Raw genomic sequence first — 13692 nt, 5'->3', positions numbered from 1 at the left:
CGTGACTTGACGAGGCGCAGCAATATCAAATGACCGCGTCCGATATACGCGACGCAGTTAGTACGAGGAGTCGCTAACGCGAGTCGTCAACGAAGCGCGAAGAGATAACGGCGGGAGCCAGGGAAAGCAATGCGGCGTGAACGTGGAGATGACGCTATAAAAGAATGTGCAGCTTGTCGAAACCGGCAAACCAGGCATGTGGGCACTCGACTACGCAGCGATACCGCCCGAGCTGCTTCCTGCGTTCTGCGCCTCGACGGGCGATACGGGCCGTGAGGCCACGTTGTCTCAGGGAACGCCGACAGCGGACAAAGTTATAGACCTTGTCCGTGTGCAGTTTGTCCGGGCGCGTGCGGGGCTGAGCGGTCAGGCCCGATTCCGCCGCCATGGCATCAGCGGCATTCAGCAGAAGGGGCGGCACGCCGACGATGAAGATCGTGATCGGTCCGTCGCATCATCGCGCTCGCCCAGCGCCCCCGCAGCGTCAACGGATAAACGATCGATACGCGCAATCAGATATCGCGCGTACGCGGAATGACGACCGCCTGTCCGTGCAATTTGCCGTCCGCGTCGAGAAGTTGCCACAGTGTGGCCTCCTCGATTTCAAAACGCGCACCTGATTTGGTAATACGCACACCCTTGTAGCCCGTCTCGTAGCCGAGCCGCTGAACGCGTTCGAGGAATTGCTGCCGCTCCTCGCGATTCGGCGCCTCAGCCGAGAGCCGGGACGGCAGTCGCGTTATTTCATCCCAGCTATATCCAAAGCGGCGTTGCGCAGCTTTGTTGCCGTAAATAAAGACCGGGTCGGGATCCGTATTGTGTGCGAGCACCGCGAACGGGGCACTTTCGTAGAGCCATTCGGTAGCCTCGACCAGGGACATGGCCTGCGGCACCAGGGGACGACCGAGCAGCCGCGCGTAGCTGTCGGCAAGGAGCTGAAAGAAGGCGGGATCGCGGTAGAGTGGAATCATCTGGAACATCTCGACGGGAATCATTGGGCCAGCAGGATTGGCAAAGGCCCTCACGATACTGCATGTTCACGCGACATTTCGCGTTTCCCGTCGTTCAGCAGTCACATTGGTCGGCAATGGCTCAATCGGCCGGTAGATATCGCGATCAAAATGCGACGCCCGGCGTGCGGACATGCAGCCCAGCCCCTGCGCGATCAGACAGTCCCGGCGAGATGAAACCGCGACGACGGGTGCCATAACCGCACCGACGTAGCCACATGGCGCCCGACCCAGGTGCGCCGAAGCAGCAGCAGACACGGTTCGCCAATCTCCATTTCAAGGTACTGCCGCACGCGCGAATCAGGTTTTTGCGCGTAGATGCGGAATTCCGCACGCTGTACCGGCGCGAGACGGACCATATAGTGATTCGGCGTTTCCTGCGTGAAGTCCTGCCCCATATATTCCGGAAAAACCTCGGGATTCACGTAGCGATCTTCGTACTGGATCGGCTCGCCCTCTTCACAATGCACGATGCGCGAATGAAAGACCGGTCCCGACTCGCGTTCAAGCGCGGCGATGGCCGACGGATCGTCGCTCGTCTCCAGCCCCAGCACGCGCGCCGTATGGCGATGGCCACGCGCCGCGATTTCATCGGCGATATTGCGGATCTGGAGCACCGTCGATTCATACTGGCGCGGCGCCACGTAAGTCCCCGATCCGCGCACGCGGTTCAGCACGCCTTCGGTCATCAGTTCGCGCAGCGCGCGCGAAACGGTCATGCGCGCGACGCCGAACTCCTTGACCAGTTCCGTTTCGGAGGGCACAACGTCACCCGGGCCCAGAACGCCGTTTTCGATCTGTTCGAGGACGTAACGCTTGATCTGTTCGTAGGCGGGCAAGGAAGCGCCACTGGCCGATTTGTTTTGCATGGGTTCGAACCGGGAATGAACGGGTAAACGAGTGGATGGCCAACCGGCTGCGGCCAGACGCCATTTTACTGTCACGCGGCCGCCGCGCCTGGATATTCACGTATCACTTCACGTCGCGCGCTGTTCGGCGACACCGGCTTGCGCCGTCGCCTCGTCGCGCGTCCGCGCGAGCACCACCTGGGCGCGCACGCCGCGGCCGTCCTCGCCCGGCGAGAGCGTCACATCGGCGCGATGCGACTGGGCGATCTCGCGCACGATGGCAAGCCCGAGCCCGGTCCCTTCCGTGTGGGCCGAAGCGCGGAAGAACGGCTCGAACACGCGCGAACGCGCTTCGGGCGCGATACCGGGACCGTCGTCGATCACTTCGAACACGACGGTCTCATCATCAGCGCGCACCGAAACCGTCACGCGAGCGCCCGGCGCCGTGTAGCGCAGCGCGTTATCAACGAGATTGCTCGCCATCGCACGCAACAGTTCGCGATGTCCTGCCACGATCGCCGCGTCCGCCAGCTCCGCGCCGAGGTCAATGCCGCGTGTCTGCGCGAGCAGCGCAAGCGATTCGACGACCTCGCGCGCGAGCTGCGTCATGTCGACGGGTTCTAGAGGCAATTGCGCAGGATCGAGCGCCTCAGCCTGCGCGAGCAGCAACAGCTTGTTCGTGAGCGCAACCATCGAGCGATTGCTCACATGCATGGCCCCGAGCACCTCGTCCAGCGCGCTATCGCCGGCCCGCTGCTGCCGCGCGTATTGCAGTTGCGTGCCAAGCAGCGTGAGCGGCGTGCGCAACTGGTGTGCGGCGTCGGCGATGAAGCGTCGTTGCGCCGCCGTCTGCGCAGAGAGGCGCGCGATGCACTGGTTGATCGCATCGACCACGGGCCGCAGTTCCGTATGCAGGCCCTCGGCGCGGATCGGCACCAGATGCAACGGATCGCGGTCGCTTACGTCGTTCTTCAGCTTCATGAGCGGCCGCAGCTCGAACGTGAGACCGATGCACGCGAGCGCCACCGCCAGCAGCACCATGCCGATCTGCCGCATGAATTGCGGACGCCACAGCGCCGTGGTCATCGCATCGCGCGACCGCGCGGTCTTGCCGACGGACACGCGCACGCGCCAGACACGGCCGTTGTCGTACATCGGCCGCACGACGCTCACCGCTCGCACGGCGCGGCCACGCAGCACGGCGTCGTACCAGATGGGTGCATCGACGGCGGGCGCCGATGCGGCTCGAGGAAAGTCCGGCATGCCGGCAAGCAGCGGGCCGTCCTCCACCTGCACCTTGTAGAACACCTGGTCGCGCTGTGGCGACGCAAACATCTCCAGTGCAGCGGGCGGCACATCGGCACGCAGCGCGCCATAGGACCACTCGACCTCGCCGGCCGTCATCTGCGCAGACGAAAGCAGGAGGCCGTCCTGCACGAGGTCGGCGGTGTGGCGCGCGGCGCGATACTCGGACGTCGCGGTGAAGATCACATACAGCGCGAGCGGCACGAGCATCCACCACAGGAGCCGGATGCGCAGGCTGCCGGTCATCGTCGGTGGTCCATGGTCAGAGCGCCTCGTCCTTTCGGCGCAGCAGGTAGCCGAGCCCACGCAGCGTGACGATGACCGCCGCGCTGCCTTCCAGTTTCTTGCGCAGCCGCGAAATATAGATCTCGACGGCATCCTCGCTCGGTTCGTCCGCGAGCGTGAAGACGGCATCCATGAGCGCAGCCTTCGATACCGTCTTGCCGAGCCGCAGCATCAGCGTCTCCAGCACCGTGCGCTCGCGCGGCGTGACGTTGAGCGGCGCGCCCTTCAGCGCGAACTGTTGCGTGTCGATGTCGTACACGAGGTCGCCGCAGGACACTTCGTTGGCGCGCGCGGGCGTCTGCCGGCGAACCAGCACCTTGATGCGCGCAACCACCTCGCGGACCTCGAACGGTTTGACGAGATAGTCGTCGGCACCCGCGCCGAGCAGTTCGACCTTTTCGTCGATCGAGCCGCTCGCGGTGAGCACCATGACCGGCGTCGCATCGCCGCGCTGACGCAGCCGCCGCAGCACGTTCTTGCCCGAGAGTTTCGGCAGATTCAGGTCGAGCAGCACGACGTCATAACGGTTGGTGCGCAAAAGCTGATCGGCGGCTTCGCCGTCCTGCACCGCGTCGAGCGCGAACGCCTGCTCTTCGAGCGTTTTCACGAGCCAGTGCGAAAGCGTCGGATTGTCTTCGATCAGCAGCAGCTTCATCGCTTCGTGAGCGCAAGGGGGCGTGATTGGGGTGTCGATTGTGCCGTCCCACGCGCGCCGCCGCCCTGCGGGTTAACACGGATGTTTTCGAAAGGCCGTAGAAGGATGGCAGAAAGCTTTCAGTCCCTATACTCTGCAACGTCCATCAGAAAGCACCGCCCTCGATGCGCGGTGCACCACCCAAGGAGACCCACCGATGCGTTCCCTGCGTCAGATCGCCGTTGTATCGAGTGTTGCGTTCGCCCTCGCCGCCGCCTCCGCGGCCGCCCATGCGGAAAAAATCACGATCATGGTCGGCGGTGCCACCAAGATCATCTATCTGCCCGCCAAGCTCACCGAACAACTCGGCTACTTCAAGGACGAAGGGCTCGACGTCGACGTAGAGTCGCAGCCGGCCGGCGTGGACGCCGAAAACGAACTGATCGCCGGCGCCGTGCAAGGCGTGGTGGGCTTCTACGATCACACGATCGATCTGCAAAGCAAGGGCAAGGAGATCGAGACGCTCGTAGTGTTCGGCCAGGTGCCGGGCGAAGTGGAAATCGTGACGAGCGCGGCGTCCGGCACGGTCAAGAGCATGGCTGATGTGAAGGGCAAGACCCTCGGCGTGACCGGACTCGGCTCGTCGACGAGTTTCCTCACGCAGTACCTCGCGCAGCGCGCGGGCGTGTCCGCGAACCAGCTCACGATGCTGCCGGTGGGCGCCGACAATTCGTTCATCGCCGCGGTCAAGCAAAGCCGCATCGACGTGGGGATGACCACCGAGCCGACCGTCTCGCGCCTCCTGCAGACCGGCGACGCGAAGGTGCTCGTCGACATGCGCACGGTGGAAGGCACGCGCGCCGCGCTGGGCGGCACGTATCCGGCGTCGAGCTTCTACGTGCAGCGCGCGTGGGCGCAGGCGCACAAGGACGAAGCGACGAAGCTCGCGCACGCATTCTCGCGCACGCTGAATTTCATCGCGACGCATAGCGCCGAAGAGATCGCGGAAAAGATGCCGAAGGACTACTACGGCAACAACAAAGACCTCTATGTGGGCGCATTGAAGGCTTCGCTGCCGATGTTCACCAAGGACGGCCGCATGCCCGCCGATGGTCCGCAGACCGTGCTGAACGTGCTCTCCGCGTTCAACCCATCGGTGAAGGGCAAGCACATCGATCTCGCGAAGACGTACTCGAACGACTATCTGCCGGCCGCGACGGCCACCGCATCGAAGTAAACATACCGAAGCAAACATAAAGGCGCGCGGCTTCGCGCCGCGCGCCTCGCCCGACGCATTTCACCGAGGCACAGAAGCATGAATTCCCCCTATTCCAGCGGCACGCCGGCCATCGAGCTGAGTCACGTTTCGTGCCGCTTCATTTCCCCCGACGGCAAGGCGACGGTCGCACTGCGCGACTTCAGCATGTCGGTGGCGCGCGGCGAATTCGTCGCGATCGTCGGGCCCACGGGCTGCGGTAAATCCACGACGCTGAGCATGATTACGGGCCTGCTCAAGCCGACCACGGGCGAAGTCCGCGTGATGGGCGCCCCCGTCGATGGGATCGATCCGCGCATCGGTTTCGTGTTTCAGGCCGACGCCGTGTTCCCGTGGCGCTCGGTGCTCGACAACGTGGCGGCCGGGCCGCTCTATCGCGGCCGCTCGAAGTCGGCTGCCTACGACGAGGCGAACGAATGGCTGCGCCGCGTCGGGCTCGCGAACTTCGGCAAGCACTATCCGCATCAGCTTTCGGGCGGCATGAGAAAACGCGTGGCCCTCGCGCAGACCTTCATCAACAAGCCCGAAATCCTGCTGATGGACGAGCCGTTCTCCGCGCTCGACATGCAGACGCGCACGCTGATGCAGGACGAACTGCTGCAACTGTGGGGCGGCACCGGATCGGTGGTGTTCGTCACCCACGATCTTGAAGAAGCGATCGCGCTCGCCGACCGCGTGTTCGTGCTGACCGCGCGCCCCGCGACGCTCAAGAAGGTCTACGACATCGACCTGCCGCGCCCGCGCGTGATCTCCGAGATCCGTTACGCGCCGCATTTTGTCGAACTGTCGCGTGACATCTGGAACGACCTGCGCGAAGAAGTGCAGATCGCTTGATTCGCTTACTCAATCAGCCTCAATCAGGCAACGTGGAGCCGTCCCCCATGTCCACCCCGCAACAAACCCTGCCGCAAGGCCTCGATGCCGCCTCGCTCAACCAGGTCGAGCGCGAAGCGCAACAACGCATCCGCCGCCGCAACGCGCTCGTCATCGCGCTGCGCGTGCTCGTTCTCGTCGTCGTGCTCGGCGGCTGGGAAATGTCCGCGCGCCTCGCGTGGATCGACCCGTTCTTTTTCTCGATGCCATCCGCGATCTTCGCGCAGATCGTCGACTGGTTCGTCAACGGAACCTCGCAAGGACCGCTCCTCACGCAGGTCTGGGTCACGCTCGAAGAGACCGGGCTCGGTTTCATCATCGGGTCGATCGCCGGTGTGGTCTGCGGCATCGTGCTCGGCCGCAACAAGCTGCTCTCGGATGTGTTCAGCCTCTACATCAAGATCGCCAACTCGATTCCGCGCGTCGTGCTGGGGTCCGTGTTTGTGATCGCGCTCGGCCTCGGCATGGCGTCGAAGGTTGCGCTCGCGGTCGTGATGGTGTTCTTCGTCGTGTTCGCCAATGCGTTCCAGGGCGTGCGCGAAGCCGACCGCTACATGATCGCCAACGCGCAAATCCTCGGCGCGTCGCGTCGCCAGGTGACGACCTCGGTCGTGATTCCCTCGGCATTGAGCTGGATTCTCGCGAGCCTGCACGTAAGCTTCGGCTTCGCGCTGGTGGGCGCCGTCGTGGGCGAATTCCTCGGCTCGAAACAGGGCATCGGCCTGTTGATCTCGACGGCGCAAGGCGCCTTCAATGCGAGCGGCGTGTTCGCCGCGATGATCGTGCTCGCCGTGGTCGCGCTGGCCGCCGACTACCTGCTCACGTTCGTCGAGCAACGTCTGCTCAAGTGGCGGCCCGCTCCCGCGAACTGAGCGATTTTGTTTCCCCTGACCGGGCTGTCCGGGGTTGCGACCGTCCAGCCCGTTTTTTGCGCGGCGCACATTCGTGCGCCGCGTTTTTCATTTACTTCGGCTGAGCGACGTAACGCAGATACGGCTTCAGTGTCTTGAACCCCTCCGGATACTTCTGTTTCGCGGCATCGTCCGAAACCGACGTCGGGATGATCACGTCTTCGCCCTGCTTCCAGTTCACAGGCGTCGCGACCGTGTGCTTCGCGTTCAACTGCAGCGCGTCGAGCAAACGCAGCACCTCGTCGAAATTACGCCCGGCACTCATCGGATAGACCAGCATCGCCTTGACCTTCTTGTCGGGCCCGACGATGAATACCGAACGCACCGTGGCGTTATCCACCGCCGTGCGCGGGCCGCCGCTCGCGTTCGGGTGAATCATGTCGTAGAGCTTCGCGACCTTGAGATCCTCGTCGCCAATCATCGGATAGTTGACCGCGGTGCCCTGCGTTTCCTCGATGTCCTTGACCCACTTCTGGTGATCGCTCACGGGATCGATGCTCAAGCCGATGATGCGCGTGTTGCGACGGTCGAATTCCGGCTTCAGACGCGCCATATAGCCCAGTTCCGTGGTGCAGACGGGCGTGAAATCCTTCGGGTGCGAGAACAGAATGGCCCAGTGATCCCCGATCCAGTCGTGAAAGTGAATCGTGCCTTCGGTAGTCTCCGCCGTGAAATCGGGTGCATCTTCTCCTAGACGAATCGTCATATCGAGCCTCCATGAGGTTTATGGGTGCATGGGTAGTCATGCGAGTACTCCACGCTGTTGAATTGTAGGCAGCGAATCGCAGGGTTTCAGACTTCTTGCTGCAAGCGCACCATGATGCAGGCGATGCGTCCGGCTGTTATGTTGTCTGGCAGACGCATTCGCGAATTCATTCCAGACGGCATCGAACGTTATGAAACATGCGTTTGTAAGGGGTCTGCATGGAATAGCCCGGCTCGCCGGGATTGCACCGGTCCGGCGCGGCCCGGGTGTAGGCGTCGATAGTCCCCATGGCGCGAATAAAAACGCCCGCCCTGCCGTGTTCAGCTTTTCCAGCGACGGCAAAGACTTTCTCCTCCACGGCCAGCCGTTCCAGATCCGCAGCGGTGAACTGCACCCTGCGCGCATTCCGCGGGCCTACTGGCAGCACCGCATCCGCATGGCGAAAGCCATGGGCATGAACACCATCGCGCTCTACGTGATGTGGAACTACCACGAAGCGCGTCCGGCGGAGTTCGACTTTCACAGCGAGAATCGCGACATCGCAGCGTTCATCCGCCTCTGTCACGAGGAGGACATGTGGGTACTGCTGCGCCCCGGGCCATACGTCTGTGCTGAATGGGATCTGGGCGGCCTCCCACCCTGGCTGCTTGCCGCGCCGGATATCCGGCTACGCACGGATTCGAAAACGGACCCTCGCTATATGGCCGCCGTCGCGCGCTATATCGCTGCGCTTGCGCCACGCATCGCGCCACTCATGGCCGCGAGCAGCGGTCCGATCCTGATGATCCAGATCGAGAACGAATTCGGCTCATACGGCTGCAATCGCGCCTATCTCGACGAACTCTGCGCGTTATGGCGCGATAACGGAATCGACGCCCCTTTCTATACGGAAGACGGCCTCGTGCAGCTCCAGCAGAATCGGTCGAATGTGCCCGGCGGCGCGATTGCGCTTAGCAACGGCGACGCGAATCAGATACGCCACGCAAGGCGAGCGTATCGCGACGTTCCCGTCATGGCGGGCGAAGTCTATCCCGGCTGGCTCACGCATTGGGGCGACCCCGTGATGCAAGGCACCGCCTATGATCTTTCCGCCACGCTGCAAGCGTTCATGCGCGAAAAGCTGTCGTTCAATCTTTACGTGATTCACGGCGGTACAAGTTTCGGGTATTACGCGGGTGCGAACATCGATCCGCAAACGCGCGAATATCAGCCCGACATCACGAGCTACGACTATTCGGCACCGGTCACCGAACAAGGCGTCGCGACGCCAAAATACCATCTTTACCGTGGCATCATCGAATCCTGGCTGCCGCCTGAGATACCGCTCGCAGGGATTCCCGAGCCGCTGCCGACGCTGGCGCGCTCAGGGCATGAAGCGCTACAGCCAATGCATTGCGCCTCTTTGTGGAACGAATTGCCCTTGGCGCTGCCTCTGCACCAGACCATCGAACCGCTTCCTTTCGAGCACTATGGCCAGTCGTATGGATTCGCCCTCTACCGCAAACGACTGGAGGGCTACAGGGGCGGCCGGTTAACGATCGACGCGGTCCACGACTACGCAACCGTCTTCGTCGGCGAGCGCTACGTGGGCGGTTTCTCGCGGGCGCGCGTGCAGCCGTCTTATGCGGAGCCACTGCGGATTGTCTGCGGTCAGTCGCTGGAATTGCCGCCAACCGGGCCGGATCGACAGGAAGCCGTCCTGCTGGAGATTCTGGTGGAAGGCATGGGCCGGGTGAACTATGGCCCTGACCTTTCCGATCGGAAAGGCATCATCGGATCGGTCATGCTGCACGATCCCGCAGGCAATTCACAGGTGTTGACCGGATGGGAGGTCACCCTGCTTCCGATGGAGACGGACTATATCGCCCGTCTTTCGCGCGCAGCCTCGCCTGCCCGCAGTTCAGAAAAGGCAGGATGGTTCTACCGGGCAACCCTGGAACTGGATTTCACCGCCGACACCTATCTGGACATGCAGCACTGGACGAAGGGACTCGTGTGGGTCAACGGGCACGCACTCGGACGCTATTGGCGGATCGGCCCGCAACAGCGGCTCTTCTGCCCCGCACCATGGCTGAAACGCGGCGAAAACGTGATCACGATTTACGATCTGCACCAGTCCGAGGCGATGCCGATAGCGCTGGAACGCACGCTAACCTGAAGCACGCGCTACCGCGTCTCAACCCAGTTGCGACGGACCCTGAAGTTCCAGCACGCGCACCTCGAACGGTGCGAGCTTTAGAGGATGCTCACGACCGGCGTCGATCCACGCGGGTACGTTTGCGGAGCTGCCTCCCCAAACGTCGCGTACGGCAAACCGGCCCGCAGCGAGCCCAGGCAGTTCGAGATCCCGCCGCAGATCGAGCACGAACGTCTGCGCACGGTCACGGGGATTGCGCAGCGCAATAATACCGGCCGGTGCTGCCCAGGCCGCCCATCCGTAGACATCGAGTTCCTCCGGTACGCCGCCGATCCAATGGCTGTCGACTAGCACGCCCGCCTGCGTGCGCGTCCAGCGTGCCGCCTGGGCCACCGCGTCCCAATCCTCGCCGGACAAAAGTGCAGGCGTGACATAGAGCTCCTGCAATTGCGTACCGCTCGCGAAATACGACCGCACTTCATGCTGGAATGCCGCTCCGTGCCGCACGTTCAGTCGCGTGTGCATCTGCGCAAAGATGATGCCGTGGAGCATCAGCGAGTTCAGCGGAAATAGCGGACTGCCACGCACCACGTTGCGCCAGGTCTGCGCGTCGCGATACGTAATCCAGCGTTCGCGCGGACTGCCCGCGCCGGCCTCGCCGTCGTCGGCGCCGCCACGCCAGATCGAATCGACATGGCGCAACCAGAATGGCGACGGCAACGTCCCCGTGGAGAGATTGACGAAGGCTGCGGGGCGCTCGGCGCGAATTTCACTGATCAGATGAATCGCCGCGTCCCAGTCGCTGTCGAACCGGCCACCCGGCACGACGCGGTCGGCGTTGCCGGTCCCGTCGAATTTGAAATGATTGACGCCCTGCTCGCGCAACAGGTCCATAACCACTTCGCGGAAGCGACGGTAGTAGTGCGGCCCGGAGAGTGCGAAGCCACCGTCGACGACTTCGTAACCGCGTTTGCGTCCGTTGGCGACGCGTGCGGCGCGCGGCGCGCCGTAGCCGCCCCATGGCGATAGCCAGATGCCCGGCGCCGCGCGATAACGCGCGGCTGCTTCGCGCAATGGCACGAAACCCTGCGGGAACGCTGGGCTGAAACGCCAGTCGCCGCCGAGATCGTCCCATCCGTCGTCGAACACGAACGAGTCGAGCTGCACGTCGCGACGCTCGTGCAGTTCCCGGCCGATCGCAACGATACGATCGAGTGCGTCCGCCTGCGAATACGGCGTGAGATAACCGATGTCGTACCACGAGTTGTAGTGCAGGAACGGCGCATAAGGCCGCGCGCGGGTGGCTTCGAGATACCGGGCGAAGTCTCGCCGCAGTTCGCCCGGGCGCGCGACGCCAGCCACCGCCGAGACGACGACACGCTTGTCATGTTCGAGCGGCAAACGGCGGCGCAGTGAAAAGCGTAACCCGGCGGCGTCCGCCTCCGCTTGTGCGAGCGGACTCTCGATGCCGAGATACACGTCATCGACCCTGCCCGGCATACCCGGATAGTCGCCGCAACCCCGCGCATGATGCGCCTCGACCTGCAGCATAAAAATCGCTGCGATGGGCTCGTCGCGATCGACTGCAGCAATCTCGAGACCCATGTGCAGCCATGCGTCTGAGCCGCGCTGCTCCACGTACCACGTCACGCGCAAGCGCCGTTGCCGATCGGAAAACGAGGCGCTCACGCGCAAACCGGCCTTACGCCCTTCGAGACGGCACGAGCCGGCGTCGGCAGTCAGCGTTTCCTCGCGGAAAGTGTCGAGCAGGTCGAGATTGGTGACGCCGAACGTTGCCCCGTCCGACATCGCCAGCGCGAACGGTTCCGTGAGCGAAAGTGTGCGCCCGTGCACGCGGTCGATCAGGACGAAAGCGCCGGCGCGTGCCTCGGCAACGCGCCACGCAAGTGCCACGGCGTCATTTCCGAAGGTGAACGCCTCGCCGTTTCGCTCGAAGCGCGGCGCTCCGGAGTCCGGACAGCACTCCGTTTCATGATTCGTCTGCATGACTTCGGGCCTCCACGCTGCACGGGAATGCGCGCCGTTCAAGCGTAGCACCGGCCGCGCGTCCGGTAACCGAAGCGGGACTGCCCGCATGCACCGCGTCGCAGCGGACGTTTCCGATCCGCATCATCGAGCCATTGCGCCGCACGTACAGCGAGACGCACTCTCCCATGACGTGTTATCTTTTTATTACCGGAGTCGAATGCCTGAGCGCCCCGTCAACCGAACGCTGACACTTTCGCGAGCGCCGCCATGAGTGATGTACGCCACCACCTGAGTCCGCGCGATCGCGTGGAATTGCTCTGCTGGCTCACCTGCGGGAGCCTCGGAGCCTACTATCTCAACGAGAGCTGGCCAAACGCGGCCTTCCACGTGCAGGCCGCGCACAAGTGGCTCGACCGCCACGGCCGCGAGGCCGACTGGCTCACGATCGCAAGGCTTACGGCCATTGCACAGGAGATTGCACAACAGCATGCGTGGTTCGTCGACGCGGCGTGGGCGCGCGACGCCGTCGAAGAAATTCTCGACACCGACGATCTCAACTACCAGGCCAAGCTCGTGTTGCAGGTGCTCAAGGACTGCGAACGCGCGCTCGCAGATCGGCGCGTCGCGGATTAAGCAGTTACTTCATATACTCGCCGGGCCCAAATTTTCTCCATCAAATGATGGAGGCGTGGGTTTTGAAGCCTGAACATGCTCGCGTCCGCAGCGCTGGCGAATCGCTGGCGCGCCGCCTGTGCGGGAGCGTTCAGATAATACAGTTGCGAGTGCGCGTGACCTGCTTCGCCAGGCGCGGCCGGTTCGGGCGTCCTTCGCGAGGCGGCCGTCGTGTGCGCGCCATGTGCACGAAGTCGGCTGTGAATCGCACCGTGCGCGCCCTTCTCAAATCCATTCGCAATCCATAACAAATTCGACGGCGCATACAACGTTGACGCCGGAAACGGCAGTGTGCGAGCCAGCCACCCGCGATGCTAGCCCCTTTCCAGCTGTCTGACCGTACCAAACTCGGCGCTGGAAACCGTGCGGATCAAGAGCGTCATCGCCTCTCCCACGCGGCCGCGCGCCAATACGACATGCAAGCAGGCGACATCGCGACGATGATCGAGATCGATAGTATGGACGCCGATCGTGCTACCCAGCATGCGGTGCAGCGCGCGACGTGCCGTTCCGGCATCGCGTATCGCCACACGCACGACCATCTGCACGGTGGGCTCGCACGGCGCAGCACGGTGGCTCACACTGACAAGCGGCGTCGAAACAGGCTTTGCAGTTTGACGAAACTGAAACGATTGCATTTCGAGAAGTTGCACACTGCCGCTCAGCGGGGCGCGCATTTTGTGGAACACGTTGCCCATTCTATGAAGGGCCGCGCAAAGAACCTGTAAAGAATCTCCTCACGCATGCAAAAGGCGCGTAGCGCGCCAGTCGACGTGCAGCATGCACGACGCGCTGAATCATACTCGCGGAGCCCACTGACGTAGGCAGCCCAGGGTGGATGATGGATGTCGAAGTCGCGGCCCGCCCCGAAACGCACATAGAGCTTCGTGCATTCAAAGAGAGCGCGTTAGAGCGGCAGGCCTGCGATACGCGCGGCATGCCAGGCGAACCGCACCTGATGATCGAAGAACACCCGGTCGAACCGCATCTGCGACTGGTCTCGCTCGCACACGCTACAATGCGGCTCTCGTCCGATCCGTCCCATG

The 13692-nt window shown here is 63.2% G+C and carries 13 protein-coding genes and 1 pseudogene; 5 read left to right on the top strand and 9 right to left on the bottom strand.

Annotated features, from left to right (window positions below):
* Positions 1 to 73: 73 nt before the first annotated feature.
* From L0U80_RS19900 to L0U80_RS19880, 5 genes and pseudogenes are all read right to left on the bottom strand, one after another.
* Positions 74 to 373 (bottom strand): annotated as a pseudogene (locus L0U80_RS19900) (IS5/IS1182 family transposase); the annotation flags it as partial.
* Positions 374 to 512: 139 nt separating this feature from the next.
* Entirely contained in the window at positions 513 to 971 is a 459-nt protein-coding gene (locus L0U80_RS19895) for an MEKHLA domain-containing protein (protein ID WP_233871463.1), read from the bottom strand.
* Positions 972 to 1165: 194 nt separating this feature from the next.
* Positions 1166 to 1879, bottom strand: a complete 714-nt coding sequence (gene hutC, locus L0U80_RS19890; protein WP_233868862.1) for a histidine utilization transcriptional repressor HutC — start codon at positions 1877 to 1879, stop codon at positions 1166 to 1168.
* Between the two features lie 108 nt (positions 1880 to 1987).
* Positions 1988 to 3409: a sensor histidine kinase gene (locus tag L0U80_RS19885; RefSeq protein ID WP_233868858.1), complete on the bottom strand. Its 1422-nt coding sequence runs from the start codon at positions 3407 to 3409 to the stop codon at positions 1988 to 1990.
* A 16-nt stretch (positions 3410 to 3425) separates the two neighbouring features.
* The gene (locus L0U80_RS19880; RefSeq protein WP_233868855.1) at positions 3426 to 4103 is read right to left on the bottom strand and encodes a response regulator; all 678 of its coding nucleotides are present in this window, start codon (positions 4101 to 4103) and stop codon (positions 3426 to 3428) included.
* 196 nt (positions 4104 to 4299) lie between these two features.
* On the opposite strand from L0U80_RS19880, the gene L0U80_RS19875 reads away from it, so the two are divergent.
* The 3 genes from L0U80_RS19875 to L0U80_RS19865 all read left to right on the top strand — a co-directional run bounded on the left by L0U80_RS19875 (position 4300) and on the right by L0U80_RS19865 (position 7103).
* Positions 4300 to 5319, top strand: coding sequence for an ABC transporter substrate-binding protein (locus tag L0U80_RS19875; protein ID WP_233868850.1), 1020 nt, complete (start codon positions 4300 to 4302; stop codon positions 5317 to 5319).
* Positions 5320 to 5397: 78 nt separating this feature from the next.
* The gene (locus L0U80_RS19870) at positions 5398 to 6192 is read left to right on the top strand and encodes an ABC transporter ATP-binding protein (protein WP_233868847.1); all 795 of its coding nucleotides are present in this window, start codon (positions 5398 to 5400) and stop codon (positions 6190 to 6192) included.
* A 47-nt stretch (positions 6193 to 6239) separates the two neighbouring features.
* Entirely contained in the window at positions 6240 to 7103 is an 864-nt protein-coding gene (locus L0U80_RS19865) for an ABC transporter permease (RefSeq protein ID WP_233868844.1), read from the top strand.
* 91 nt (positions 7104 to 7194) lie between these two features.
* Here L0U80_RS19865 and L0U80_RS19860 read toward each other — a convergent pair whose 3' ends face one another.
* Together L0U80_RS19860 and L0U80_RS19855 are read right to left on the bottom strand one after the other, a co-directional pair.
* Positions 7195 to 7848 (bottom strand): peroxiredoxin, encoded by a 654-nt coding sequence (locus tag L0U80_RS19860; protein ID WP_233868841.1) that lies wholly within the window; start codon positions 7846 to 7848, stop codon positions 7195 to 7197.
* A gap of 166 nt (positions 7849 to 8014) precedes the next feature.
* Positions 8015 to 8242, bottom strand: a complete 228-nt coding sequence (locus L0U80_RS19855; protein ID WP_233871581.1) for a hypothetical protein — start codon at positions 8240 to 8242, stop codon at positions 8015 to 8017.
* On the opposite strand from L0U80_RS19855, the gene L0U80_RS19850 reads away from it, so the two are divergent.
* Complete coding sequence (locus tag L0U80_RS19850; RefSeq protein ID WP_233868838.1) at positions 8165 to 10006, top strand: beta-galactosidase; 1842 nt, start codon at positions 8165 to 8167, stop codon at positions 10004 to 10006. The two genes, L0U80_RS19855 and L0U80_RS19850, sit on opposite strands and share 78 nt — an antisense overlap.
* A gap of 18 nt (positions 10007 to 10024) precedes the next feature.
* Here the strand turns inward: L0U80_RS19850 and L0U80_RS19845 are convergent, their stop codons facing one another.
* A complete protein-coding gene (locus L0U80_RS19845) occupies positions 10025 to 11992 on the bottom strand; it encodes an enterotoxin (protein ID WP_233868836.1) in 1968 nt (655 codons plus the stop codon).
* A gap of 249 nt (positions 11993 to 12241) precedes the next feature.
* Here L0U80_RS19845 and L0U80_RS19840 point away from each other — a divergent pair, with 249 nt between their 5' ends.
* Complete coding sequence (locus tag L0U80_RS19840) at positions 12242 to 12607, top strand: hypothetical protein (RefSeq protein ID WP_124149770.1); 366 nt, start codon at positions 12242 to 12244, stop codon at positions 12605 to 12607.
* A 353-nt stretch (positions 12608 to 12960) separates the two neighbouring features.
* On the opposite strand, the gene L0U80_RS19835 is transcribed toward L0U80_RS19840, so the two are convergent.
* On the bottom strand, positions 12961 to 13344 hold the full coding sequence (locus L0U80_RS19835; protein ID WP_233868833.1) for a hypothetical protein: 384 nt from the start codon (positions 13342 to 13344) through the stop codon (positions 12961 to 12963).
* Between the last annotated feature and the right edge of the window lie 348 nt (positions 13345 to 13692).

The organism is Paraburkholderia adhaesiva (assembly GCF_021390575.1).
Taxonomy (GTDB): Bacteria; Pseudomonadota; Gammaproteobacteria; order Burkholderiales; family Burkholderiaceae; genus Paraburkholderia; species Paraburkholderia adhaesiva.
This window is presented reverse-complemented; position numbering and strand designations above follow the sequence as displayed.